Genomic DNA, 25,947 nt, shown 5'->3' on the forward strand with positions numbered 1-25,947 from the left:
CGCCGTCGTTCGTTTGAACGACGGCGCCCACGTTTTGGATTTATTGGGCTGTGGCGGTGAAGGTTGTTTTGTCGGCGGCGATGTGCACGTGCAGCTTTGCCTGACCGTCGCAGCTGATGAGCACGCCTACCTCGAACGGGGTTCCCGTCTTGTCGTAGGTCGAACGCACGATGCGCATCGCCGCCTTACCGGTGTTCTGTCCCAAAAGACGCGCCTCATGCTTGTCGAGGTTGACTGTCTCGTAGACGGCATCGACGCTTGCGGGCAGGATGCCGGTCTTTTCCGCGATGTAGGCGTAGAGCGAGCCATCCACGTCTTTGCGCGTGAGCTCGGGGCAAAGTGACACGGGGATATAGACGTAGTTGAGCTCCATGGGTTTGTCGTTGGCGAGACGCAGGCGGCGAATCTCCCAGACGGGTGTCCCTTCGGGCACTTTGAGCCCGGAGGCGATGCCGCGGACGGCCGGTATGCTTGAAAAGGCGAGAATCTGCGAGCTCGGAACCCGTCCCGCTTCGCGCATCCGCGCGCTGAAATTCAGGGCCAGGTCGATGCCGGGTGCTGAAGTTTGGGGCTTGATGAACGTGCCCTGGCCGCGCTTGCGCACCACGCGCCCCTCGATGACGAGATCTTGGAAGCAACGGCGCACGGTCGCGCGCGATAACTCCAGCCGCTCACAGATTTCGAGCTCGCGTGGCAGCGGCGTCTTGGTGTCGAACGCCTGGCTGGCGATAAGCAGAGCGATTCGATGTTTAAGCTGGACATAGAGCGGCGTATCACCGCTGCGGTCGAAGGGTTCGGAGGCGAGAAACGAGATCATATCCATGGGGTACCTCCATGTCGTGGGCGTACGTGACATGGTCTGACACTGCGGGGCAAACCGGAGATGCCAGGCCCGATTCTTGCTGGTATGTATGGTGCATAAGGAACATAAAACATTTATCAGGCAATCTACCTGCTATTTTAAAAATAATTAGAAGAAAAAATAATTTAGGCACAAAAATAGTTGCTACCGTTAACCGATGAATAGTTGCCGTTCGCAACTATTTTCTTGTACCGAACATGCCCCGGCGCAACAATAATCTCAGCAAAAAGCAAAGCCGTGCGACACGCGGCAGGTCGAGAGGAGACCGCATGCGGTATCTGGTAATGGTCAGTCACGGAACGCTCGCTCCCGGACTGCACAGTGTCCTCAAGATGCTCGGCAATGACGCCCCGAACATCTTGTCGACGAGTCTCGTGGACGGCATGGGCGCTGACGAGTATGTCGAGAACGTCAAGGCGATGCTCGCTCCCGTTACCGCCGATGACGAGGTTGTCCTGCTTGGTGACATCCTGGGCGGATCGCCGCTCACCAATGCCATGAACACGCTGGCCGAGAAGGGTTTGCTCGCCCACACCATTGCCTTCGGCGGTATGAATCTGCCCATGGCTATGACCGCCATGATGGGGCTTGCCACCATGGACCTGGATTCCCTCAAGCAGATGATGCTGCAGGAGGGCAAGAACGGTATGTCCGAGCTCGTTGTCCCGACCGATGACGCCGACGACGAGGACGACGACATCTAGGCAGCGCATCCGCCCAAATTTTCGTGATGGAGCGGGGGTTAAGAGGAAAGACCCCCGGTGATAAAGAAAGGGAGAACGCATGATTTCGTTCATCCGTATTGATGACCGTATGATCCATGGACAGACCGTTACCCGTTGGGCCCTCGAGTATCCCTGCGACGGTCTTATCGCCGTCAACGACGCTGCAGCGTCCAACCCCGTGCTCAAGGAGGCCTACAAGAGTGCCTCGGGCAAGAAGACGTTCGTGTGGACCAAGGAGCACTTCAAGGAGGTCTCCGAGAAGGTTCTCAAGTCCGACACCAAGTACTTCCTGATCACCAAGAACCCGCTCGACATGAAGGAACTTCTCGTCGATTTTGGCTTTAAGCCCGGCATGGACCGCATCATCGTCGGTCCCTGCAACGATCGTCCCGGCACCACCAAGCTTGGCAACAACCAGTCGATCACGCAGGAAGAGGCCCAGGCGCTCGAGGATCTCACCAACGCCGGTTACACGGTCGAGTTCGCCCTTATCAAGGAGAAGTCCATCGGTGAGTGGCCCAAGTTCCGCGGTCAGTTTGGCTTCTAGTTAGGTGCCAGCCGCATTTTGGTATCTACAGCCCTTGGTGAAAGGGGCTGAGGAATAAAGAAAGGGGAAAGCATGGCAATCAATGCATTCCAAGCCGCGCTGTTCGGCCTGTTCGCCTGCCTGGCATCACTGCCTGGCATGGGCGGCACGACGATCGGCAACTACACTCTGGGTCGTCCTCTGGTCGCCGGCCTCATCGTCGGCATCATCATGGGCGATATGCAGACGGGTATCCTCGTCGGCGCTGCCATCCAGGTTGTCTACATCGCTCTCGTGACCCCCGGCGGAACCGTCTCCGCCGACGTCCGCGCCGTGTCCTATATCGGCATCCCGCTGGCGATCCTCGCCATCAAGAACTCGGGCATCGATCCCGCCTCCGCTGAGGCTGCCGGCATGGCCGCATCCCTCGGTGCCGCCGTCGGCACGCTCGGCACTGTGCTCTTCTATGGCACCGCCACCATCAACCTGGTGTGGCAGGGCATGGGCTGGAAGTGGCTCGAGAAGGGCGATCTCCACAAGCTCTACCTGGTCAACAACGTTCTGCCTTGGATCGGTCACATCGTCTGCTCGTTCCTCCCGACGTTCATCATCACCATGGGCGGCACCGCCATGGTCGACCTCATGAAGACCTACATGCCCATGGACGGCATCGCGATGAAGACGCTGTTTACCGTCGGCTCGCTGCTGCCTACCGTCGGTATCGCCATCCTGCTCAAGCAGGTCATCTCTAAGCCCACGGACTTCCTGACGTTCTTCTTCGGCTTCACCCTGTCCGCTGTTATGGGCTGCAACCTGATCGCCGCTGCCGGCATCGGCTGCTTCTTCGCCCTGATCAACTATGAGATCGCTTCGCTCAAGATCGACCTCGCAAACGCTCCCAAGGCAGCTATCGCCTCGGGCTCAGATGATGAGGAAGAGGAGGACATCTAATGGCAGAGAAGAAAAAGCTCTCTAAGAAAACGCTTGCCAAGTCGTTCCGTAACTGGTCCTATGGCAACCTGACCTGCTTCTCGCAGGAGCACATGCAGACCTTCGGTTACCTGTGCGCCATGCTTCCGATTGTCGAGGAGCTCTACGACACGCCCGAGGAGCAGAAGCAGGCCCTCCAGACCTACTCCGCGTTCTTCAACACCGAGCCGCAGATCGGCACCATGATTGTCGGCGTCACCGCCGGCCTCGAGGAGGCTCGCGCAAACGGCGAGGCCATCGACGACGACGCCATCAACGGCATCCGCGCCGGCCTCATGGGCCCGCTCGCCGGCCTTGGCGACTCGCTGATCGTCGGTACCCTGATCCCGATCCTGCTCGGTATTGCCCTCGGTCTCTCGACCGGCGGCTCCCCGCTCGGCGCCATCTTCTATATTGTCGTGTGGAACCTGCTCATGTTCCTTGGCATGCGCTTTGCCTACAACCAGGGCTATGAGCTCGGCGGCAAGGCGGTCGAGGCCCTCGTCGGCCCCAAGGCCAAGGCTCTGCGTGATTCCATCGTGATGGTCGGTACCATGGTCATCGGTGCAGTCGGTGCTACCTGGGTCTCCATCACCTGCAGCCCCAATCTGGTGCTGCCCGGCGGCGGTAAGTTCCAGGACACGCTCGATGGCATCTATCCGCACCTGCTGCCCATGGTCTTCATCATCTTCTGCTGGTACATGATGACCAAGAAGAAGGTCAACCCCATCGTTATGATGCTGATCCTCGTTGTGATCGCATTTGTGGGCGTTCTCATTGGCTTCTTCGACCCGGCACTGAGCTACTAGTCATCATCCCCTGGCCCCCTGTAAGGCCGTGCGGCCTCAACCGCACGGCCTTCTGATTTTGCGCCGCCCTTCAAGGGCAATATGGCCAGCGACCTCCATCGCCTACACGACACCCGCTATATTGCTCTTGAAAGATGACGTATTCGACAAACGATGCACTTGCGCATGATGCACACTTTGCACGAGGAGGACCATATGCACGAGAAACATGGACACGACCTTTCGCGCGACGACTTGATTCGCGAGGCAAAGATGCAGACCGATGCTATTCAGCGGCTCAATGTTTGGCTGCGCCTGGGCTATTCGCTCGTGGCGATTGGCTTTTTGATGGGGATGTGGGGTATGCAGGGCGGCCCCGGCTGGGGTGTCCCCGTGGGCATCGTGTGCCTGGTGGTGGGCACTCCGCTTTCGATCGTGCTTAAGGTCGGCACGACCAACGCCAAAAAGAATGTCGAGCGCATGCTCGAGGCCGCTGGTGTCGACGTTGAGGAGCTTATGCGACGCAAGAAGGACGAGCAATAGACTTCCGCGTTGAGGTATCATAAATAATTGTTGCGAATGTTAACTAATGTACGGCAAATGACGGTTTTATGGCCCTTCTAGAGTTGCAAAGGACAATATCCCCAGTGGATTACGATGACGTCGCTCGAAAACTGATTGTGTACTCACGTTCCCTTGCCAAGGGATCCTTGAGTGCTGCCGGCGGCGCCAGTGTGGGCGAGGCACCGGTTTTACAGTATCTATCGGGTATTGACGGTGATGTCATTCCCTCCGAGATTGCCAAGAAGCTGAAATTCTCCCGCGCGCGCATGTCGCATATCTTGGATTCACTCGAGAGTAAGGGTTACGTTCAGCGCAGGACTAATCCAAACGATCGTCGGCGTGTGCTGGTGAGCATTACCGAGGAAGGCCGTGATTTCGCGGCGAAAAAAAATGCCGAGAGTGTGGCATCGCTCTCGAAACAACTCTCGGCGCTCGGCGAGCACGATGCCCAGGAGCTCGTGCGCATCCTGAATAAAGCTTACAGCCTTACCTATGATGCCGACGACTACCTGGACAATCTATAAGGATAAAGACAGACATTTAGGTGCATCTTGAAATGCACCCGGGACAGTTGTGCCCATCAGCCACCGTCAACATCTCATTCCAAACCAAATCAGCCAACGTACGTCATGGCAATCCCCGGTAGGTTGCAGGATGGCGGCTGAGCCTTTCCCTCGGGAAACTTCGCGAAGCCCAGTTCCCGAGGGAAAGGTATGGTCTGTGTAATACCAGACAAACAGTACATTTTTGCTAGATTGGTATTTGACTGAAGAACCAATTGGTATGGCTTATTAAGCCCACCTTGCCGTTGACGCTTATTTTGCTGCCGCTGGGAGAATTCCGAACTTGGGTGCGCAAGTGCTCCCATATGTTGATATGACCTAGTAGGTGGCTATCTGGTTACTACCAGTTGGCCCCTTGGTAACGGGTGGCCCCCATTGTGCGGAATGTACCGAACATCTCCGTTTGATACGTTTTCCCATGCTGCCGGGGGGGGGCGTCCTCGGCACCTCAGCATGTCGGAAGAAAGGAGACCAGATGCGCAGGAATTCCATTTTTACGAAACGGTGGGTGAAGGGAAGCGCGGTCCTCGTTGCCACTGCAGCGACGCTCGTGTTTGCCAATCCCCAGCAGGCGATTGCCACGCCACTCAAGGGCGTCGACTCGGCGACCGTGTCCCAGTCTGCCTCGAATGTCGTCGACATCGATTTCGCTGACGGCATCAAGGGCCGTATTACGTTCCTCGAGGACGGTATTTTCCGTTATAACGTCGACCCCAAGGGTGAGTTTTCCGAGTACGCCACGCCGCGTAGTAAGTCCCACACGGCTAAGATCCAGGCTCAGCCCGATACCTCGGACACCTACAGCAAGCCGAGTGCGACGGTTGCCGACAAGGGCGACACTATCGAGATCACCGGCGGAAAGGCGACCGTGATCCTGGACAAGGCGACTGGCAAGATGAGTATCAAGTCAGGCGACCGTGTCGTGGTTTCCGAGTCCGCGTCCCTCGACCTTGATAAGAAGGGTACCGTCCAGACGCTCGCCAAGGAGAAGTCCGAGAACTTCTTTGGCGGCGGCACCCAGAACGGACGCTTCCTGCACACCAACCAGACCATCGCCATCTCCAACACGAACAACTGGACCGATGGCGGCGTTGCCTCGCCCAACCCGTTTTATTGGACGAGTGACGGCTACGGCGTACTCCGAAACACGTTTGCAGAGGGTTCCTACGACTTCGGTTCCACGGACTCATCGACGGTCACGACTTTGCACAGCGAGAATGAGTTTGATGCCTACTACTTCGTGGCGACCAACGAGGGCGCTTCGAACGTGGCAACCGAGATGCTGCAGGACTACTACAAGGTGACCGGTAACCCGGTACTGCTGCCCGAGTACGGGTTCTACCTTGGTCATCTTAATGCCTATAACCGTGATGGCTGGTCAACGACCTCGGGTCAAAAGAAGTGGGAGACCAAGGGCAGCAAGTCCTCGAGCGAGAAGGGCGACGTTAAGTACGAGTCTGGCATGTCGACGGGCTACAAGCTCGACGGCACACTTGCGGCCGAGACGCTCAACGGTGAGGGCCCTACGGTTGATACCGAGAACATGAAAGCGACCGATTTCGACCGCCAGTTCTCTGCTCGTCAGGTTATCGATGACTACGAGGACAACGACATGCCGCTCGGCTGGTTCCTGCCGAACGACGGTTACGGCGCCGGCTATGGCCAGAACGGTTACTACAAGACCGGCGGCGTCAACTCCGACGGAGCGAGCTCGGCCGACCGTCTTAACGCTGTGCGTGCCAATGTCGACAACCTTAAGAAGTTCACCGAGTATGCCAACTCCAAGGGTGTGAGCACGGGCTTGTGGACCCAGTCCAACCTTGAGCCCGACAGCAACCCTGAGACCCCGTGGCATCTGCTTCGCGACTTCGACGCCGAGGTCAAGACGGGAGGCATCACTACCCTTAAGACCGACGTTGCCTGGGTTGGATCTGGCTACTCCTTTGGTCTTAATGGCATCAAGACAGCTTATGACACGGTGACGACCGGCGCTAACAAGCGCCCCAACATCATCACGCTCGATGGTTGGGCCGGCACGCAGCGCTTTGGTGGCATTTGGACCGGCGACCAGTATGGCGGTAACTGGGAGTACATTCGCTTCCATATCCCCACGTATATCGGTCAGAGTCTTTCGGGCAACCCCAACATCGGCTCCGACATGGATGGCATCTTTGGCGGCGACCCCATCATCTCTGCGCGTGACTACCAGTGGAAGACGTTCACGCCCTCTATGCTTGACATGGACGGTTGGGGCACCTACCGTAAATCGCCCATGACGCACGGCGATCCCTACACAGGCATCTCGCGCTTCTACCTCAAGCTCAAGGCGCAGCTCATGCCCTATATCTACACGAGCGCGGCCTCGGCGGCCAACATCGACACGGGTAACGGCGATGCCGGCCTGCCCATGATCCGCGCCATGCTGCTTTCCGACAACTCCGAGTACGCCGCAAGCACTTCGACGCAGTACCAGTATATGTTCGGTGAGAACTTCCTAGTGGCACCGGTGTATCAGGATACCCAGGCAGACGAGAACGGCAACGACATTCGCAATGGGATTTACCTCCCCAACTACGGCACCGACGAGAATCCCACCATCTGGATCGATTACTTCTCGGGTAAGCAGTATCGCGGCGGCCAGGTTCTCAACAACTACGAGGCTCCGCTTTGGAAGCTGCCGCTGTTTGTGAAGGCCAACGCTATCGTGCCGATGTACGCCGAGAACAACAACCCCGAGGCCGTGAGCGACACCAACACCAAGGGTACCGACCGCAGCCAGCGTATCGTCGAGTTCTTCGCCACCGAGGGCGACGGCACCTTTACGCAGTACGAGGACGACGGCTCCTCCATCGAGAACAACACGACTGAGGACGATTCCTACGGCACGATCGACAATATCTCCTACGGTGAGCATGTGAGCACCGTCTACAGCTCCAAGGCCGCAGGCGGCACCGCGACCTTTACCGCCGAGGCCTCGCAGGGCGGCTACAACGGCTACGACTCCAACCGCACCACGACCTTCGTGGCCAATGTGTCCGCCAAGCCCACGAGCGTTGTCGCCAAGAACGGCGGATCCGCACTCAACGTGGTTGAGGTCGACTCGCAGGAGACCTTTGACGCCGCGACCCCCGAGGCCGGCCAGGCGGTCTACTTCTACAGCGAGACCCCCAACCTCAACCACTACGGCAGCGATGCGGACGGCACCGAGGCCGAGCAGGGCGAGAGCTTTAACAACACCAAGATCACCACGAACCCCAAGGTCTACGTCAAGTTCGCGAAGACCGATGTTGCTGCAGCGGCGCAGACGCTTGAGCTGGGCGGTTTCGTGAACGCCGACGCCACGCTCACAGCCGATCGCCTCAACGAGAACCTCTCCGCACCCACGAACCTTGCTGCCCCCGAGGACGCCACGACCCCAACGAGCATCAAGCTCACCTGGGGAAAGGTCGATGGTGCTACCTCCTACGACCTTAAGGTCGACGGCACTGTGTTTGCCGTGGGTGATGCGGCCGAGTTCACGCACACCGACCTCGCCTACAATAGCAAGCACACCTACCAGATTCGTTCGCGCAACGCCGAAGGTTACTCCGCCTGGAGCGATGTGCTCGAGGCGAACTCCGCACTCGATCCGTGGCGGAACGTCCCCGACGCCGAGGAAATCACCTGGGAGGGCTCACTTTACGGCAGCCATAAGGCCGAGCTCGCCTTCGACCATGAGTTCCAGTCGGGCGACGGCGGTTTCCACTCCGGTGGCAACGATCTGGGCAAGGCGCTTACCGTTGACTATGGACGCGCTTACAAGCTCGATAAGCTCGAGTACTATCCGCGCGATGACGCCGGCAACGGCACCGTGACCAAGATGCGTGTTGAGACGAGTCTCGATGGCGTCCACTGGACGAGCCAGGAGGTCGATTGGGCACGTTCCGCTGATTGTAAGACGGTAGCGTTTGACGGCACCGTGGCCGCCCGTTACGTGCGCATGACACCGCTCGCCTCGGTCGGCAATTTCTTCTCCGCGTCCGAGATTGCCATCTACAAGACCGACGGCACGGATGGCTTCGCCGTGGGCTCCAACCTCAACAAGGCCACGATCTCCGACGGAGACTACTCCAACATGAAGAACTATCTGGGCCTCGAGAATCGCGAGCCCGATACCCCGACGTTCGGTTCGCAGATCCGCGACCACTTCGCCGACCTCAACGATAACGGCGTTTACGACGTCTACGATTACTCGTTCACCATGGCGGGTCTTGACGGCGGCACTAAACAAAAGGGCAAGGTCGCAGGTTCGCTCGCGGTGATTCCGAGCAAGACCGAGGTCGAGGCCGGTGATGAGATCACCGTTGATGTCTATGCGGCCGACGCCAAGAACGTCAACGCCCTGGGCGCCCTCGTCAACTTCAAGAGCGACCAGTTCGAGTTTGTGTCCGAGAGCATCGCGCAGGACGGCTCGACTGCCGGCATGGAGAACCTGTCTCGCGAGAAGGTCCAGTTCGTGGACGGAACGCAGACTATCAATCTCGCCTTTGCCAACCGCGGCGATGGCAAGCTCTACAACGGTACTGGCGCGGTGGCGAGTTTCAAGCTCAAGGCCAAGACCGCCGGAAAGGTCGAACTGCCCTCGACATCTTGGCTTATCGGCCCGGCATGCGACGCACTTGAGTTTGCGAGCGACGGCACGGTGACGATGCCGGACGTTCCTCAGCCAACGGTCGCCGAGTACGCCCAGGATGCCTTCAACATCACGATGACCAACGATGAGCTCACGACCGACGACGGGACCAACGTCGAGAAACTTATCCAGCAGAAGAGCTATAACGCGCTGTTCGATAATAACGAGGGCGACAACGGCTTTGAGTTCCTGTGGAACTGGAGTGGCAACTGGGACAGCGAGGGTAAGCTACCGAGTTACGTGAAGCTTCCCACCACGATGACATTCGCATTTAAGACGCCGTCGAAACTCGATAGCGTCGAGGTCGTTAACCGCAACGGCGGCAACGGAACCGTACAGAAGATCAAGGCCGTCGTGACGTTCGAGGATGGCTCGATCCAAGAGTTCGCGGGCGGGGAGTACGATTCCTTCCTGGCTCGCTACGCCTTTGACCTCTCTGCCGAGAACAAGGGCAAGAAGGCGACCAAGGTCGAGGTCACGCCGCTTGAGGCATCGGGTGACCAGATGCTCACACTGCGTGAGGTCAACTTCAACTACACGCAGGGTGTCGAGGCCATCGAGGGTGTCGAGCTAGGCAAGAACCAGACCGAGTTCTTTGAAGGCGACATTACGCCCGTCGACGCCAAGGCTACGCCTGAGAGCGCTGGCTACCCCTATGTGACGGTCGAGAGCTCCGACCCCTCTGTGGTAAGCGTCTCCGCTGTTCAGGCTGGCGATAGCGTGAGCTACTACCTGCGTGCCAACAAGGCCGGCAAGGCAAAGATCACGGTGGCGTCGGTACTCGACCCCTCCAAGACCGCATCCTATGAGGTCGAGGTCAAGGCTGGTGTCGATACCTCTGCGCTCGTGGCAGCGCTTTCCAAGGCCGCGGGCTACAGCGAGTCCGTCTACACCAAGGATTCCTATGCAGCTCTCACCACTGCGGTCGAGGCGGCTCGGAAGCTCCTCGACAGCGGCCAGGGCAGCTATAGCAAGAAGGATGTCGCAGACGCCACAGCCAAGATCGAGAAGGCAATCGACGGCCTCAAGATGCGCCCTGTTGATGAGAAGATTCTCATCAACACGCCCGAGAACCGCAAGAACGTCAAGGTGGCCGACTTCTCGAGTGAGGCCGACTACGAGGGCAGCAACGCCGTCAACGCTCTCGACGGCGACGAGCGGACGCTTTGGCACAGCGACTGGGCCCATGGGACCGGTATGCCCCAGTATCTGAGTGTCGACCTGGGCCGCGACTACGATCTCACCGACGTTACATTCCTGCCGCGCCAGGACGGCGGCACTAACGGCGATATCTTCGAGGCCGAGATACTGGTCTCCGACACTGCCGACGGTTATGAGATGGGCACCGCCGCGTCGATGGGTACGTTCGCCTTCGACAACGACGGCCGCGTGCTCACCGACCGTGGCGACTGGAAGCAGATGAGCTTTGGCGCCGCGCGCGGTCGCTACGTGACCGTCAAGGTGATTCACGCCGGCGGTGGCGACGTTGATGCCTACTGCAGCATGGCGGAGCTCAAGTTCTACGGTACGGCCGTCCCCGATCCGGTGGCGAAGGATGATCTCGCTACCGCGATCGAAAAGGTTGATGCCGAGGTTGCTGCCGGCGACCTCAAGGCCGGTGACTACACCGAGGCCTCCTGGACGGCGCTCGAGAACGCCCTGGCGAGCGCCCGCGCCATCTTGAGCGATGAGGACGCCACGCAGGACGAGGTCGACCAGGCGCTCAGGGCGCTCGAGAGCGCCCGCGGCGCGCTCGAGAAGACCCCGGTGGTCCCGGTCGAGAATCCGACTAAGAAGCAGCTCAAGGCCCTGGTCAAGCAGGCGAAGGAGACTGACACCAGGGGCAAGACGGACGAGTCTGTCAAGGCCCTGACGGATGCCATTACCTACGCCGAGGACATCTTGGGTGATGAGAATGCTTCCGACACCCAGCTCCAGGCGGCCTATGACCAGCTCAAGCTGGCCATTGAGAGCCTCAGGGATGCCGACTCCGGCAACCAGGGCGGCTCGGGCAACCAGGGTTCCGGCAATGGCTCGAACGGCGGCAACCAGGCGGGCAAGCCCGCAGGCGACAAGGCCCAGGGCAGCAAGAAGAACGGTTCGGCGATCCCCAATACCGGCGACCAGACGGCGGCGACCGTCGTGACCGTCGGTGGTCTCGGCGCCATCATCGCCGCGATCGGCGCTTTCTTCCATCGTCGCAGCAAGGCCAAGTAGCCCCAGCAACAGCTAAGCAAGCGTGCCCGCCGTCCCACCCAAGGACGGTGGGCATGCTTTTTGAATGTAGGCGGAAAGCTCCGACCCTTCGGCCTTAATCTCGCAAAGCATTCCGTCTCTCACCGAACACATCGGCATCGGTGGCTATACTTGAATTATTTGCAGTTAAGGGTCGCGGATTCGCTGCGTCACCGCTCTCAACAGGAGGTCTATGTTTATGGCAGATCAGAAGCCGGTTGTCGGGATCATCATGGGTTCCAAGTCCGATCTGGGCGTTATGGAAGGCTGCACCGCCGAGCTCGAGGCACTGGGTGTGCCCTATGAGCTCGTCATTGCGAGCGCGCACCGCACGCCGGCGAAGGTCCACGACTGGGCTTCGACTGCCGCCGATCGCGGTATCAAAGTGATTATCGCCGCCGCCGGCAAGGCCGCTCACTTGGGTGGTGTCGTGGCTGCCTTTACGCCGCTGCCGGTTATCGGCGTGCCTATGAAGACGAGTGACCTGGGCGGTATGGATTCGCTGCTGTCGATGGTGCAGATGCCTTCGGGCGTGCCCGTGGCCTGCGTTGCCATCAACGGTGCCAAGAACGCCGCCATCTATGCCACACAGATTCTGGGTGCTTGCGACCCCGAGTACCGCAAGGTTATCGAGAAGATGAAGCAGGAGATGGCTGACGCCTAAGCGTTCCGCCGTTTCACCGCAGTATAAGGAGAGCCATGTCCGATTATCAGGGAAAACGATTCAAGGCTTCTCAGATTCCCGATCCGTCGAAGCCGGGTGCTGCCCGTGCGGCACAGCAGGGTCGGACATCCTCTCCTCAGCAGCCGCGCGCGCCGCGCCCCGTGACACCGGCGACGCATCGTCGACAGGACGCGCCGGCCGCATATCGTCCTTCGTCTTATAGCTCCGCTAAGAAGCCGCCCCGGTCTTCATCGCATGCCGCGCCGTCGGATCGCACCGAGCCGCCGCGCAAAAAGCGCCACTCCATTATTCCCATTCTGCTCATCATCATCGGTATCGGTCTGATTGTCGCCGCCGCCGCTATTTTTATTAATGCCCAGATTGGCTATAAGCAGGCGAGCGATTCGTATCAGAAAATCGAGAAGCAATATGTAAGCGACAAGGACGCCAGCGGCGTGCCGATTATCGACTTTGATGCGCTTGCTCAGACGAACCCCGAGATTGTGGGTTGGATTTACGTGCCGGGAACCAACATCAACTATCCCGTGGTGCAGACCAACAACAACTCCAAATACCTCAACACGCTGTTCGATGGCACGTCTAACGCCTCGGGTGCCATCTTCTTGGATAGCGATGACACCGCGCCGGGAATGGTCGACCAGCAGACCACGATCTACGGCCACCATATGAACGATGGGTCGATGTTCAACGTGATTTCGGATACGACTGACCAGGCAACGTTCGATAGCATTGAATATGTGTACTACATCACGCGCGATGCGACGTATAAGTTGCGTCCGCTGGCGACCAAGGTGGTCGAGGACACGTATGCCAAGGCGCGCACGACCAATTTTGAGGGCGACGACGGACTCAAGAACTACCTGTCCGAGATGCTCGACGGCGCTTCTGCCGTGGCGAGTGATGCCACCGATCGTGCCGCTTCGGCAACTAAGGTTGTAACGCTTGTGACCTGTCGTTCGCTGTCGCTGAGCAACACACGCGCCGTCATGGTGCTCACGCCGGTCGAGGAATAAGTTGTTCGAGAGTAGCTAAAAAGGCCCCGTCCCAAATTGGCTACTCGACGACGGTAAGGGAGAAATGATGCTCGAGAGTGGCAAATTGATGCCTTCGATTGATGCTTGGCTGCGCGAGGCCAAGGCCGATGCTTCGGCGGCAGGCTGTGGGATGTATCTGACGCATAACGGTGTGGTGCGCGCGACGCCCAAGGCTGAGGTGCGCGGAGTCGAGGCCGATGGCGTGGCGCCTGGGCATAAGGTGGGCGGCATGGTGTTTGGCTTCGATGCTCAGAAGGTGCAGGCTGCTATCGAGGCGACGCGTGCGATGCCGGGTATCGGCTATGTGCGTGTGTGGCTGGCAAGCGGCGAGCTTGCCGTAGGTGACGACATCATGCTCGTGCTCATCGGCGGGGACATTCGCCCGCACGTGGTCGATGCGCTGCAGGCGCTCGTTGGCACCATTAAGAACGAATGCGTGAGTGAGGTCGAGCGCGAGGCGTAGAGGCTTGCGTCGATAGAAGGATCGTTTATAAAAATGCCCACCGGTACGTGTGATACCGGCGGGCATTTTGCGTTTTGGGCGCGGTGGGCGCTACACGCGCGTCGCATCCTTGGGGCTCATGGTCATGCTCTGGAAGCGGTTTTCCATGTACTCGTTATCGAAGTGCTCTCCGTAGAACTGTGCGACGGGAATGTCCGGCTCCGTGTCGTTAACGCGCTGGTACCAGTAGTCGAGCGACTGCAGCGTCATGACGCCGTCGACCAGCATGATAACGGTAAAGATGACGGTGGCCGAGTAGCGGCTCTTCCAGGGGATCTTGTTGATAAGCTTAAGCAGCCTCGGCAGCAGCAGCTTGATCCAGATGAGGCCGCCCAGGCCCCACAGGCAGGCGAAGCCCGTGCAGGTGCGTCCGCCCGTGAGGACCACGAGCGGATCGGGCAAACCGAACAGCGTTATGTGCGAGTAGCTCCACGAGACCACGCCAAACGCGGTCTGCATAAACCAGCCCACGAACACCTCAAAGCTGGCGCCGAGCAGGGCGCTCACCAGGAAAATGATGATGGGGTTCTTTTTGTAGAAGCGGTTAAGCACCATGGTCATGAGCACGGCGCCAAATCCGTAGATGGGGCTGAAGGGGCCAAACAGCATGCCGGCGCGGTTCTGATAGACGCCCGGGTCGTCGACCGTCATGTGCCAGATGTCCTCGGCGATCAGGCCGAGTATGCAGCAGACAAAGAACACCCAGAACAGGTTGAAGTAGTTGAGCTTGATGTAGCCCTCGCCGGTTTCATCGCGGCCGAGCATGCCCTCGGCGGCGGCGTCGCGGTCGAGCATCTCCTGCAGGCGGCGCTGCAGTTCGCGCTCCTGACGCAGCGTGGGGTCGACGGTTGCCGAAAGTGCAACAAGGATGCCGAGCTGGATCGCGGGACGCAGCAGGAAGGGCCCGATGCCCTGGAGCATCACGTCGACCAAAAGCTCGACGACGGTGAATGCAATAAGGATGTAGGACAGGCGGGCGGCGTTGCGGCGCTGGTTTTTGATAAGGTCCAGGCCAAAGATGATTAAGATGACGGCACTTGCCGCAGAGAGCATGATGCCGGCGACGATAAGGCCGACTGCGACGAGCGTGTTGTCGCCGAGCTTTTCGGTGGCGTTGCCGTTAACAAGTGCCGTGATGACCTGCCACATAAAGGCAGCGACCGACGGGAGCGTGCCCACGCCGGAAAGGATGCACAGGACGGCGTACACCTTAATGATGAGGGGAATCTTCTTGACCTCTGTGGCGCTGGGGACGCTGGGGTCGAGTTCGTTTCGATCCATACAGAACCTTTCTCGCTTTGTTGTAGGTTATAAGGATACGCCGCCGACCTGCCAAAAGACAGGGCGAACGTCCCAATTGCAACTTTGTAATCCCCAACGGCGGACGCGGCGGCCATCTGGGGGCGCGGGCACTTACACTGGACAGACCGATAAAATGTTTGGCAACAAAACTGATTATTAGCTCGGTGGGCTTTTAAAAAGCGCTGCTCATGCGCTGGGGAGCACGTCGCGCCGTGCGTATAATAAGGCGGGTAACGCCAAAAATACGAGGCTCTGAGGGGATACCATGTCTCAAGAAACCATCCGCGCGGCCGAGCGTGCCGCGGGACAGGTGAACACCATGTCGACGTATGATCCGGACTCCGACCAGCTGCATGAGGAATGTGGCATTTTCGGCGTATGGGCGCCCGATCGCGACGTGGCTCGACTGACGTACTTTGGCCTGCGTGCGCTGCAGCACCGTGGCCAGGAATCGGCTGGAATCGCCGTGGGTGACGGCGGCACGGTTATGGTCCGCAAAGATCTGGGCCTGCTCGACCGCGTGTTCTCCAACGCCGACCTGTCGACGCTCTCCGGCCAGCTGGCCGTGGGTCATGTGCGCTACGGCACTGCCGGCGCCAAGAGCTGGGAAGCCTCTCAGCCGCACCTCTCTACCATCAATAGCGTCATTATCGCGCTCGCGCACAACGGCACCCTCGTCAACACCGACGAGCTGCGCCGTCAGCTGATCGAGCTGGGCGTGCCGTTCCTCTCCAATTCGGATTCCGAGGTCGCGACCAAGCTTATCGGCTACTTTACCCAGCGTACGGGCCACCTGCGCGAGGGTATTCGCAAGACCATGGAGCTCGTGCGCGGCGGCTACGCCATGACGCTCATCAACGAGCAGGCGCTCTACGCATTCCGCGATCCACACGGCATTCGCCCGCTCGTGCTGGGCAAGCTGGTGGACGAGGGTCTGGACCAGGCCGATGCCGCAGCCGTTTCGCAGCTGCCGTCGCAGGACGGCGCCGCGACGGTCGACTCCGCCGTCCGTGTCACGCGCGCCGGCGGCTGGGTCGTTGCTTCCGAGACCTGCGCACTCGACATCGTGGGTGCCGAGTACGTCCGTGACGTCCGTCCCGGCGAGATCTTGCGCATCAGCGCCGAGGGCCTGGTATCCGAGCAGGGCGTGCCTGCAGCCGAAGAGCCCGCCAACTGCATCTTTGAGCAGGTCTACTTTGCCCGCCCCGACTCCATCATGAACGGCAAGAGCGTCTATGCCTGCCGTTACGACATGGGTCGTCAGCTGGCACATGAGGAGCCCGTCGAGGCCGACCTGGTCATCGGCGTGCCCGACTCCGGCCTGCCGCCTGCGGAGGGGTATTCGCACGAGAGCGGTATTCCCTTTGGCGAGGGCCTTATCAAGAACCGCTACGTAGGCCGTACGTTTATTGAGCCTACGCAGGAGTTGCGCGCCATGGGCGTGCGTATGAAACTCAACCCGCTGCGCGACAACATCGAGGGCAAGCGCCTGGTCGTCATCGACGACTCCATCGTGCGCGGCACCACCATGGTGCAGCTCGTCAAGATGCTGCGCAACGCCGGCGCCAAGGAGATTCATATCCGCATCAACTCGCCCGAGGTCATCTGGCCGTGCTTCTACGGTATCGATACCGACGTGCAGTCGCAGCTTATCAGCGCCAACAAGACGGTCGACGAGATTTGCGAGTATATCGGCGCCGATTCGCTGGCCTTCCTTTCGGTCGAGGGCCTGCTTAAGGTCATGCCCAAGGGCGGTTACTGCGATGCGTGCTTTACCGGCCGCTACCCCGTGGCGATTCCCGAGAGCTTTGGCCGCGACAAGTTTATGGAGGGCTTTAAGCCCCGCAACCTGGACAAGCCGCTGCACTTTGACGACGACGCCGTGATCGAGAAATACGACGACCGCAGCTGGGAAGAGGAGCACGGCGAGGCATAAAACCTGCCATATGGGGACAGGTTTATTTTGGTAGGTTTTACCTGCTGTTTTGTTGATATGACGGCGCATGCTGTTATGGCGCGCGCCGAAATGAACGCAACTATGAGCACCGTTTGGCGCCCGTGCGGCGCCACGGTAGTGGGAGAGGAAGGCTCAGATGAGCGACAGCAAGCATGTGACGTACGAGGACGCCGGCGTCGACACCGCCGAGGGCGGTCGCGCCGTCGACGCGATTAAGCAGATGGTCAAGGACACTAACCGTTCCGAGGTTATCGGTGGCATCGGCGGCTTTGGCGGCCTGTTCTCGGCCGCCGCGCTCAAGGATATGGAAGACCCGATCCTGATTAGCGGTACCGACGGCGTGGGCACCAAGCTCGTGCTCGCCCAGATCATGGACCGTCACGAGACGGTTGGCCAGGACCTGGTCGCTATGTGCGTCAACGATATTCTGGCTTCGGGCGCCGAGCCGCTGTTCTTCCTGGACTACGTTGCCATCGGTCACATCGAGGCCGAGCACATGGCAAAGATTATCAAGGGTGTGGCCGACGGCTGCAAGCTCGCGGGCTGCGCGCTCGTGGGCGGTGAGATGGCCGAGCACCCGGGCGTCATGGCTCCTGCCGACTACGACCTTGCCGGATTTACCGTGGGCGTCGTCGACCGTCCCAAGATGCTCGACCCCGCAAACGTCCGCCCGGGCGATGTGATCCTGGGCCTGCCTTCCACCGGCGTGCACTCCAACGGCTACTCGCTCGTGCGTAAGGTCATCGGCGTCGACGGCGTTAAGCCGGGCACGCCCGAGGCCGTCGCTAAGGCCGAGGAGCTGAGCCGTCCGCTCGAGGAGCTCGGCGGTGCATCGCTGGCAGACGCTCTGTTGGCCCCCACGCGCATCTACGTCAAGCCGATCCTGGAGCTGCTGCGCGGCGGCGCCAACGTGCACGCCATCGCCCACATCACTGGCGGCGGTATTACCGAGAACCTCAACCGCGCGCTCGCCGACGACGTCGACGCCGTGGTCACCCGCAACGGTGCCGAGATGGGTTGGGACGTTCCGCCCGTCATCACCTACGTGTCGCGCCAGGCCGAGCTCGCGCCCAACGAGGCATGCAAGACCTTCAACATGGGCGTCGGCCTGTGCCTGATCGTCGCCCCCGAGGACGAGGCCGCCGTGACCGAGGCCCTGGTCGCGCTGGGCGAGAAGCCGTTCCGCGTGGGCGAGTGCGTCGAGGGTTCCGGTAAGGTCGTGTACTCCGATGAGCGCTAACGAGCAGATGGCTGCTGGTGAGGGCCTGGGCTATGTGCCCTACACCCGTCCGACCGGCACTGATACGGCTGAGCCGCTCAAGATTGGCGTGCTCATCAGCGGTTCTGGTACCAACCTGCAGGCGCTGATCGACCTGATCGCCGCCGGCAAGCTCAACGCCTCGATTGAGCTTGTGGTGTCGAGCCGTCCTTCGGCCAAGGGCTTGCAGCGCGCCGAGCGTGCGGGCATCCAGACACTCACGCTGTCCAAGGATGTCTATGCCGACCCCATCGCGGCTGACGAGATCATCGCGCACGAGCTGCTCGAGCGCGGCTGCGAATATGTGGTCATGGCCGGCTACATGCGCATGGTGCACACGCCGCTGCTGGCGGCGTTCCCCAATCGCGTGGTCAACCTGCATCCGGCGCTGCTGCCGAGCTTTACCGGCGCGCATGCGATTGACGATGCCTTTGCGCGTGGCGTCAAGGTGACCGGCGTGACCGTGCACTTTGCCAACGAGATTTACGACAACGGCCCCATCATCGCCCAGCGTGCGCTGACTGTCGAGGAAGGCTGGGATGTCGACACGCTCGAGGAGCACATCCACGCGATTGAGCACGTGCTGTATCCCGAGGTCGTGCAAATGCTCGCCGACGGCCGCGTCCACGTGCTGGAGAGCGGCAAGGTCGCAATTGATGCGCCCCGCGGCTAGCGGCGCACAGTACAATTTAGTTGAGTGGTCAAGGTGGTCATTGGTGCCAAGGCGCGCGTGGCCACCTTTTGTTTTGGGTAGTCATCGGGGACGTTCTTGAATGACTAGGTGAGAGAGGTGAGCGCATGGCGGATAACGAAGCGCTGTTTACGCCTGAGTTGGTGTTTTTTGATTGGGAGTGTGCGACGCCGGGTGAGGTGTTTGCGCAACTCGAGAGTGAGCTTGCTCCGCGCGGCTACATTGCCGACGGTTGGCTCGACGCCGTTCGCACGCGCGAGGATGCCTATCCCACGGGTCTTGCCATGCCGGCGGTAAACATTGCCATTCCGCATACCGATCCGGGGTTTGTGGCCAAGCCCTATATCGCGGTGGTGAAGCCCGCCGCGCCCGTGATATTTAACGCTATGGCTGGCATGGGCGCTCCGGTGCCGGCGCAGATCGTCATCAACCTGGGCATTGCCGAGCCGGGCGGCCAGGTCGAGGCCCTGCAGGCGCTCATGAATATCTTTATGGACGCCGATGCCGCAGCCGACGTGCTCGGCCAGACCACGCCCCAGGGCATGGTCGACGCCATCCGCCGTCACTTCTAAGGTGCCGGCTGCCAGAGCTGTCCCCTTTGCACCAAAATGGTGCAGATTAACCTATCCCCAATGCACCAAGCGTGCCGCGGGGGCTGCGTTGTGACACAATGGCGTTTGTTCGATTCGTTATGCGAAAGGCCAACTATGGCAAATAAGAAAAAGAATCCCGCACCCGAGCCGACGCCCGAGCAGCAGGCTCGCGCCGCCTCCAGCTCTCGCAAGAAGCAGCGCAAGACCCGCGTGTCCAAGACCGTCAAGATCGTCCTGGTGGTTATTGGCGTGCTGGCAATGTTGCTTTCCGTCTCGGCGATGGCGTGCTCCGGCCTGATGTCGCAGACCGAGGACACCTCGGGCTACAAGCTGACCGGCGGTGTTGCTGCCACTATCAACGGCACTAACCTCACCGAGGACACCGTGACCAAGCAGATCATGAGCATGCGCACGTCCTACGGCTACACCAAGGACAAGGACTGGGCGCAGTATCTGGTCGACAACGACCTCACGCCCAAGAAGTATCGCAAGCAACTCATCGACTCCTACACGCAGCAGATTCTGCTTCAACAGGCACAGAAAGAGAACGGCGTGACGGTGTCGGACGAGGAGGTCGAGAAGGCTTGGAAGGACGCGTGCAAGAGCGCGGGCGGTGCCAAGGCCTTTAAGAAGACCCTCAAGACCTACGGCTATACCGAGGACACCTACAAGGACTCGCTCAAGGAGAGTCTGGCGCAGCAGAAACTCAAGGATGCCGTCGCGCCCACGAGCAAGCCCAAGGACAGCGAGATTGTCGATTACATCAACGAAAACCTGTCCAGCTACAACGACGCCCGCCGCTCGTCGAACATCCTGATCAAGGTTGATTCCGACGCTTCCGACGAGGACAAGGCTGCCGCCAAGGCCAAGGCGCAGGAGTGCCTGGACAAGATCAACTCCGGTGAGCTGAGCTTTGAGGACGCCGTTGAACAGTACTCCGAGGACACCGGTTCCAAGGAGAAGAAGGGCGATGTGGGCTGGGATAAGCTCACCACCTTTGTCGACAGCTACCAGACGGCGCTCGAGGGGCTCAACAAGGGCGACGTGAGCGAAGTCGTCGAGTCGACCTATGGCTACCACATCATCAAGTGCACCGACTACTTCCATGTCGATAGCCAGGTCGATGACATCAAGCAGGTGCCCAAGGACATCAAGAAGTACGTTTCCAACGTGGTGAAGACGCAGGCGGCCAGTACTGCATACAGCGAGTGGCTGGAGCAGTACAAGAAAGACGCCGACATTACCGTCAACCCCATGCCCAAGGATGTGCCCTACAACGTGAGCCTGAAGGGCGTCGCCAAGAGCTCGACCGACGATTCGTCGACGACTGAGTAATCATGGGGCGGTGCTCGCGCGAGTGCCGCCCACGCTATTAGAGAGGATTTGCAGATGACCAACGAAGAGCTGCAGAAGGAAATGATCGCGGCCATGAAGGCTAAGGACAAGGTTCGCCTGTCCATCATTCGCCAGGTCAAGGCCGAGGTGAAGAATATCGAGGTTAACGAGCGCCGCGATGTGACCGAGGAAGACGTCAACAGCATGATCAAGCGTCTGATTAAGCAGACGAGCGAGACGCTGGAGATGTCCATCAAGGCCGGCACCGACCAAGAGCGTACCGACAACCTGACCGAGCAGGTCAAGATTCTGGAGAGCCTTCTGCCCGCGCAGGTTTCGGGCGAGGAGCTCGAGGCCCTGATCGAGCGGGTCATCGCCGAGCTGGGCGCCACGTCCAAGAAGCAGATGGGCCAGGTCATGGGCGCTCTGGGTAAGGCCACTGGCGGCAACTTCGATAAGCCGGCAGCAGCAAAGATCGTTGGAGCCAAACTCGCGTAGGGACCGAGCGGCATATAGTTGATGTTGAGGGGGCGTGACCATTGCGGTCGCGCCCCTTTTTTGATGGCAGCTGAAGGGCACTCATTGGGGACAGACTTAAATGAGTACCCAATGAGTAGGTGATCATTTAAGGGTACTCATTTAAGGGTACTCATTTAAGTCTGTCCCCAATGAGTGCCCGAGTGCCCAATGAGTGGGCGGAAGATTGCGGGTTCCCAATGAGTGCCCGAGTGCCCAATGAGTGGGCGGAAGGTTGCGGGTTCTTTACGGGGATGCAGCGTTGGCTGCGGAAACGTGGTTCTTTCCGTACAATAGTGCAATTCGTATTAACGCAGGGAAGGGACATTCATGGCAGACATGATCGAGATCAAGCATCTCAACAAGTACTTTGGCGACCTGCATGTGCTCAAAGATATCAACCTCACCGTCAAGCGCGGCGAGAAGCTCGTAATGATCGGGCCTTCTGGTTCGGGTAAGTCGACGCTCATCCGCTGTGTCGATTATCTGGAGGAGCCTACGTCGGGCGAGGTCGTCATCGACGGTACGCCGCTCACCAAAAAGAATCACCTGGAGATGGCTCGCAAGTATAGTTCCATGGTGTTCCAGCAGTTCAACCTGTATCCCAACATGACGGTGCTGGGCAACCTGACACTCGCGCCCATCAAGCTGCAAAAGAAGAGCAAGGAGGAGGCGACCGAGATCGCCATCGCCGCACTCAAGCGCGTTGGCATGGCGCATAAGGCCGGCGAGTATCCGCAGAATCTCTCGGGTGGTCAGCAGCAGCGCATCGCCATCGCCCGTGCCCTGTGTACCAAGCAGCCCATCATCCTGTTTGACGAGCCGACCTCGGCGCTCGACCCCGAGATGGTCCAGGAGGTTCTGGACGTTATGATTGAGCTCGCGCAGGAGGACATCACCATGATCTGCGTGACGCATGAGATGGGCTTTGCGCGCCAGGTGGCCGACCGCGTCATCTTTATGGAGGACGGCCGCATTCTGGAGGAGGGTACGCCCGAGCACTTCTTCGATAACCCCGAGAACCCGCGCTGCCGCGAGTTCCTGTCCAAGATTCTGCACTAGGCGCGGTGATGGACATGACGGATATGACGAGGGCGGCCGTGTCACGCCGTCACTTTTTGCAGCTGGCGGGCGCCGGCATGCTTGCGCTGACGGGGACCGCGCTTATCGGTTGCGGTAACTCTACCAGCGGCGAGGGCTCCGACAAGGGGTCCAAGCTTGCGGCCATTAAGTCGCGTGGTCATCTGAATGCCGGCGTCAAGAAGGACGTTCCCGGCTATGGCTATTACGACACCGCCAAGGGCCGCTTTGAGGGCATGGAAGTCGATTTGTGCTACCAGATCGCCGCTGCCGTCTTTGGCGTGAGCTACAAGGAGGCCCGCGCCCAGGAGCTTGTCGAGTTTACCGACGTAACGCCCAAGACGCGCGGCCCGCTGATCGATAACGGCCAGCTCGATGTGGTCGCGGCGACCTACACCATCACCGACGAGCGCAAGAAGAGCTGGGATTTCTCGACGCCGTACCGCACCGACTACGTTGGACTCATGGTCAAGAAGCGTTCGGGCTTTACCTCGATTGAGGATCTGGACGGCAAGGTCATTGGCGTGAGCCAGGGTGCTACCACGCAGGGCCTGATCGAGCAGATGATCAAGGACAACGGCTTTAGCTGCAAGCCCGAGTTTAGGGCCTTTAGCGGCTACCCCATCATCAAGAGTTCGCTCGACGCCGGCAATATCGACGTCTTTGCCATGGACCGCTCCACGCTGGCCGGCTACATGAACGAGACCGTTGAGCTGCTGCAGCCCGAGGTCAAGTTTGGCGAGCAGGGCTACGGCGTGGCGACCAAGAAGGGCTGCGACCTTTCGGCCGTGGTCGATCAGGTGATTTGCGATCGCCTGGCCGATGGCTGGCTCGACCAAGAGGTCAAGACCTGGGGTCTTGTATAGGCGCATCGTCCAAGGAAGGAATCAAATGCTCGAAGGATTATTTGACGCCGACCGTTGGTCGACGACATTTCAAAACATGGGGCCCTTCTGGGAGGGCTTTGGCGTGACGCTGCAGGTGGTTGTTGCCGGACTGCTGCTGTCGCTGGTGCTGGGCACGCTGCTGGGCGTGTTCTCGACCACCCGTTCGCGTGCGCTGCGTGGCATTAGCCGCGTGTACGTGGAGTTTTATCAGAACACCCCGTTGCCCGTGCAGGTGCTCTTTATGTACATGGCCGGCCCGCAGTTTTTGCAGGCCATGACCGGTGCCGACCAGCCGGTGCGCATCGCGCCGTTCGTGCTGGGTTTCTTGGGCGTGGGCCTGTATCACGCGGCCTATATCTCGGAGGTCATCCGTACCGGTATCGAGGCTGTCCCGCGCGGTCAGATGGAGGCGGCTCAGAGCCAGGGTTTCACCCGCGCGCAGGCCTACTGGTACATCGTGCTGCCTCAGACGTTCAAGATCATCCTGCCGCCGCTGTGTAACCAGGCGCTCAATCTGGTCAAGAACACGTCGGTACTGGCGCTCGTGGCCGGCGGCGACCTTATGTATCGTTCCGACAACTTTGTGAGTCTGTACGGCTACCTGCAGGGATACATCGTCTGCTGCCTTATGTACTTCATCATCTGCTTTCCGCTCGCCATGCTGGTGCAGTGGCTCGAGCGCCGCTCCAAGGAGCGTCCGCGCGGCGTGAGCCTGGCCGAGCTGGGGCTCGACAACGTAGAGGAGGCCTAGCGCATGGAAATCTTCAACGCGACCAACCTGCTCTACATTTGGGGCGGCTTTGTTAAGACGATCGAGATCTCGGCGCTGTCGATCTTTTTCTCGCTCATCTTTGGCACGGTGCTGGCGCTTGTTAAAAGCTATGCGCCCCGCCCGTTCCGTATTTTGGTGAGCGCCTATATCGAGCTGTTCCGTTGCACGCCGAACCTGCTGTGGATCCTGTTTATCTACTTTACAGTGCAGGGTTTGGACATCGTGATCTCGACCATCGCCTTTACGCTGTTTACCAGCGCTGTTATGGCCGAGATTGTGCGCGGCGGCCTCAACTCGATTCCGCGCGGCCAGTTTGAGGCAGCGCAGAGCCAAGGCTTCGGCTTTTTTGCCACCATGCGCTACATCATCCTGCCGCAGACGTTTAAGACGATTATTCCGGCGCTGTTTAGCCAGTGCACGACCGTCATCAAGGACAGCTCGTATCTTTCGGGCATTAACGTGGCCGAGCTCATGTACACGGCAAACGTCGTGATGGCCCACGCGATCGATCTGTCGCAGGTGCTTATGCTCTACGGCCTGGTGTTTGCGATGTACTTTGTGCTCAACTTTGGTATCTCGCTGCTGGTCCGAGCCTATCAGCGCCGTATCGTAGCTGCATAGCCTGGCTTTCCCTGGCACCCAACCTTGGCCTTCAAACCGTCGCTCGCGTACCAAAGTACGCGTCGCTCCTCTTTCAGGCCAATCTTGGGCACCAGGAAAACCCAGGTACGGTATCGTGGGAATAAGAGATAAACAGCCCTTTTCTCATTTGTTAGAAAGGAATCGCGATGAGCGATCTGGAGAACAAGAAGAGTCCTGTGGTCATTACCATCGCGCGCGACTTTGGTGCCGAGGGCCACGAGATTGGTCGCATGCTTGCCGACGAGTTGGGGATTCCGCTGTATGACAACGAGCTGCTGGTGCGTGCGTCGCTGCGCGCGGGCGAGTCGCTCGATAAGATGGCCGCCTATGATGAGCGCCTGGCCGTGGAGAACATGGCGTTTCTGCCCGACCGCTACGATGCGCGTTCGTACTCGGATAAGTTGTTTCAAAAGATGAGCCAGGTGATTTTGGACCTGGGCGAGACCGAGAGCTGCATTATCGAAGGCCGTCTGTCCGATTACCTGCTTCGCAACAACCCCAACCACATTGCCGTGCTGGTGACCGCTCCCTTTGAGGATCGCGTCGAGATTGTGCGCAAGAAGCGTGGCCTTAATAAAAAGAAGGGCGCCAAGCTGGTCAAGCAACAGCAGAAGGCGCGTGAGGCTTTTTACAAGCGCTACAGCGCCGGCAAGTGGAAGATGACGAGCGGTAAGGACATCGTCGTCAACCGCGCCAAGCTGGGCCGCGAGGGCTGCAAAGACGTTATCGCCGCTGCCTACCGCTACAAAGTCGCCCAGCTCGAAGGCTAGCCGACCAAAACCACCACAA

General features: G+C 59.6%; 23 protein-coding genes. 21 read left to right on the plus strand and 2 right to left on the minus strand.

What is annotated here, in order from left to right; all coding sequences use genetic code 11:
• Positions 1-40: 40 nt before the first annotated feature.
• Positions 41-823 carry a GntR family transcriptional regulator gene (locus tag PMX72_RS07705; protein ID WP_158551165.1) on the minus strand — a complete coding sequence of 261 codons (783 nt, stop codon included), beginning with the start codon at positions 821-823 and terminating at the stop codon, positions 41-43.
• A 308-nt stretch (positions 824-1,131) separates the two neighbouring features.
• Between PMX72_RS07705 and PMX72_RS07710 the strand changes: the two genes are divergently transcribed.
• The 10 genes from PMX72_RS07710 to PMX72_RS07755 all read left to right on the plus strand — a co-directional run bounded on the left by PMX72_RS07710 (position 1,132) and on the right by PMX72_RS07755 (position 14,086).
• Entirely contained in the window at positions 1,132-1,566 is a 435-nt protein-coding gene (locus PMX72_RS07710) for a PTS sugar transporter subunit IIA (RefSeq protein ID WP_089572603.1), read from the plus strand.
• Positions 1,567-1,645: 79 nt separating this feature from the next.
• Entirely contained in the window at positions 1,646-2,134 is a 489-nt protein-coding gene (locus PMX72_RS07715; protein ID WP_089572604.1) for a PTS sugar transporter subunit IIB, read from the plus strand.
• Between the two features lie 72 nt (positions 2,135-2,206).
• Entirely contained in the window at positions 2,207-3,064 is an 858-nt protein-coding gene (locus tag PMX72_RS07720; protein WP_089572605.1) for a PTS mannose/fructose/sorbose/N-acetylgalactosamine transporter subunit IIC, read from the plus strand.
• A complete protein-coding gene (locus tag PMX72_RS07725) occupies positions 3,064-3,891 on the plus strand; it encodes a PTS system mannose/fructose/sorbose family transporter subunit IID (RefSeq protein ID WP_117716197.1) in 828 nt (275 codons plus the stop codon). The genes PMX72_RS07720 and PMX72_RS07725 overlap by 1 nt, the downstream gene beginning before the upstream one ends.
• 195 nt (positions 3,892-4,086) lie before the next feature.
• Positions 4,087-4,413 (plus strand): hypothetical protein, encoded by a 327-nt coding sequence (locus PMX72_RS07730; protein WP_117646153.1) that lies wholly within the window; start codon positions 4,087-4,089, stop codon positions 4,411-4,413.
• Between the two features lie 104 nt (positions 4,414-4,517).
• Positions 4,518-4,958, plus strand: coding sequence for a MarR family winged helix-turn-helix transcriptional regulator (locus PMX72_RS07735; protein ID WP_271729488.1), 441 nt, complete (start codon positions 4,518-4,520; stop codon positions 4,956-4,958).
• 514 nt (positions 4,959-5,472) lie between these two features.
• The gene (locus tag PMX72_RS07740; protein WP_271729487.1) at positions 5,473-11,886 is read left to right on the plus strand and encodes a discoidin domain-containing protein; all 6,414 of its coding nucleotides are present in this window, start codon (positions 5,473-5,475) and stop codon (positions 11,884-11,886) included.
• 217 nt (positions 11,887-12,103) lie between these two features.
• Positions 12,104-12,568 (plus strand): 5-(carboxyamino)imidazole ribonucleotide mutase, encoded by a 465-nt coding sequence (gene purE, locus PMX72_RS07745; RefSeq protein WP_117776632.1) that lies wholly within the window; start codon positions 12,104-12,106, stop codon positions 12,566-12,568.
• 35 nt (positions 12,569-12,603) lie between these two features.
• Positions 12,604-13,602 carry a class B sortase gene (locus tag PMX72_RS07750; RefSeq protein WP_117646156.1) on the plus strand — a complete coding sequence of 333 codons (999 nt, stop codon included), beginning with the start codon at positions 12,604-12,606 and terminating at the stop codon, positions 13,600-13,602.
• 64 nt (positions 13,603-13,666) lie between these two features.
• Positions 13,667-14,086 carry a molybdenum cofactor biosynthesis protein MoaE gene (locus PMX72_RS07755; RefSeq protein WP_271744332.1) on the plus strand — a complete coding sequence of 140 codons (420 nt, stop codon included), beginning with the start codon at positions 13,667-13,669 and terminating at the stop codon, positions 14,084-14,086.
• Between the two features lie 90 nt (positions 14,087-14,176).
• Here PMX72_RS07755 and PMX72_RS07760 read toward each other — a convergent pair whose 3' ends face one another.
• Positions 14,177-15,406 carry a putative ABC transporter permease gene (locus tag PMX72_RS07760; protein WP_117855488.1) on the minus strand — a complete coding sequence of 410 codons (1,230 nt, stop codon included), beginning with the start codon at positions 15,404-15,406 and terminating at the stop codon, positions 14,177-14,179.
• Between the two features lie 286 nt (positions 15,407-15,692).
• On the opposite strand from PMX72_RS07760, the gene purF reads away from it, so the two are divergent.
• The 11 genes from purF to PMX72_RS07815 all read left to right on the plus strand — a co-directional run bounded on the left by purF (position 15,693) and on the right by PMX72_RS07815 (position 25,928).
• Positions 15,693-17,363, plus strand: a complete 1,671-nt coding sequence (purF, locus tag PMX72_RS07765; protein WP_117564038.1) for an amidophosphoribosyltransferase — start codon at positions 15,693-15,695, stop codon at positions 17,361-17,363.
• A 157-nt stretch (positions 17,364-17,520) separates the two neighbouring features.
• Positions 17,521-18,624, plus strand: coding sequence for a phosphoribosylformylglycinamidine cyclo-ligase (purM, locus tag PMX72_RS07770; protein WP_117646159.1), 1,104 nt, complete (start codon positions 17,521-17,523; stop codon positions 18,622-18,624).
• Complete coding sequence (gene purN, locus PMX72_RS07775; RefSeq protein ID WP_271729486.1) at positions 18,614-19,315, plus strand: phosphoribosylglycinamide formyltransferase; 702 nt, start codon at positions 18,614-18,616, stop codon at positions 19,313-19,315. The genes purM and purN overlap by 11 nt, the downstream gene beginning before the upstream one ends.
• A gap of 125 nt (positions 19,316-19,440) precedes the next feature.
• Positions 19,441-19,905 carry a PTS sugar transporter subunit IIA gene (locus PMX72_RS07780; RefSeq protein WP_117759539.1) on the plus strand — a complete coding sequence of 155 codons (465 nt, stop codon included), beginning with the start codon at positions 19,441-19,443 and terminating at the stop codon, positions 19,903-19,905.
• 135 nt (positions 19,906-20,040) lie between these two features.
• A complete protein-coding gene (locus PMX72_RS07785; protein WP_271729485.1) occupies positions 20,041-21,261 on the plus strand; it encodes a peptidylprolyl isomerase in 1,221 nt (406 codons plus the stop codon).
• A gap of 54 nt (positions 21,262-21,315) precedes the next feature.
• Positions 21,316-21,759, plus strand: coding sequence for a GatB/YqeY domain-containing protein (locus PMX72_RS07790; RefSeq protein ID WP_271729484.1), 444 nt, complete (start codon positions 21,316-21,318; stop codon positions 21,757-21,759).
• 348 nt (positions 21,760-22,107) lie between these two features.
• Entirely contained in the window at positions 22,108-22,839 is a 732-nt protein-coding gene (locus tag PMX72_RS07795; protein ID WP_022094215.1) for an amino acid ABC transporter ATP-binding protein, read from the plus strand.
• 8 nt (positions 22,840-22,847) lie between these two features.
• Positions 22,848-23,723, plus strand: a complete 876-nt coding sequence (locus PMX72_RS07800) for a transporter substrate-binding domain-containing protein (protein ID WP_271729483.1) — start codon at positions 22,848-22,850, stop codon at positions 23,721-23,723.
• 25 nt (positions 23,724-23,748) lie between these two features.
• Positions 23,749-24,495 (plus strand): amino acid ABC transporter permease, encoded by a 747-nt coding sequence (locus PMX72_RS07805; protein WP_271729481.1) that lies wholly within the window; start codon positions 23,749-23,751, stop codon positions 24,493-24,495.
• Positions 24,496-24,498: 3 nt separating this feature from the next.
• On the plus strand, positions 24,499-25,137 hold the full coding sequence (locus PMX72_RS07810; protein ID WP_055285379.1) for an amino acid ABC transporter permease: 639 nt from the start codon (positions 24,499-24,501) through the stop codon (positions 25,135-25,137).
• A gap of 167 nt (positions 25,138-25,304) precedes the next feature.
• Positions 25,305-25,928, plus strand: a complete 624-nt coding sequence (locus PMX72_RS07815) for a cytidylate kinase-like family protein (RefSeq protein WP_117564047.1) — start codon at positions 25,305-25,307, stop codon at positions 25,926-25,928.
• Positions 25,929-25,947 lie beyond the last annotated feature (19 nt).

The sequence above is a fragment of the Collinsella aerofaciens genome (genome assembly GCF_028207065.1).
Classification (GTDB): Bacteria; Actinomycetota; Coriobacteriia; order Coriobacteriales; family Coriobacteriaceae; genus Collinsella; species Collinsella aerofaciens_AR.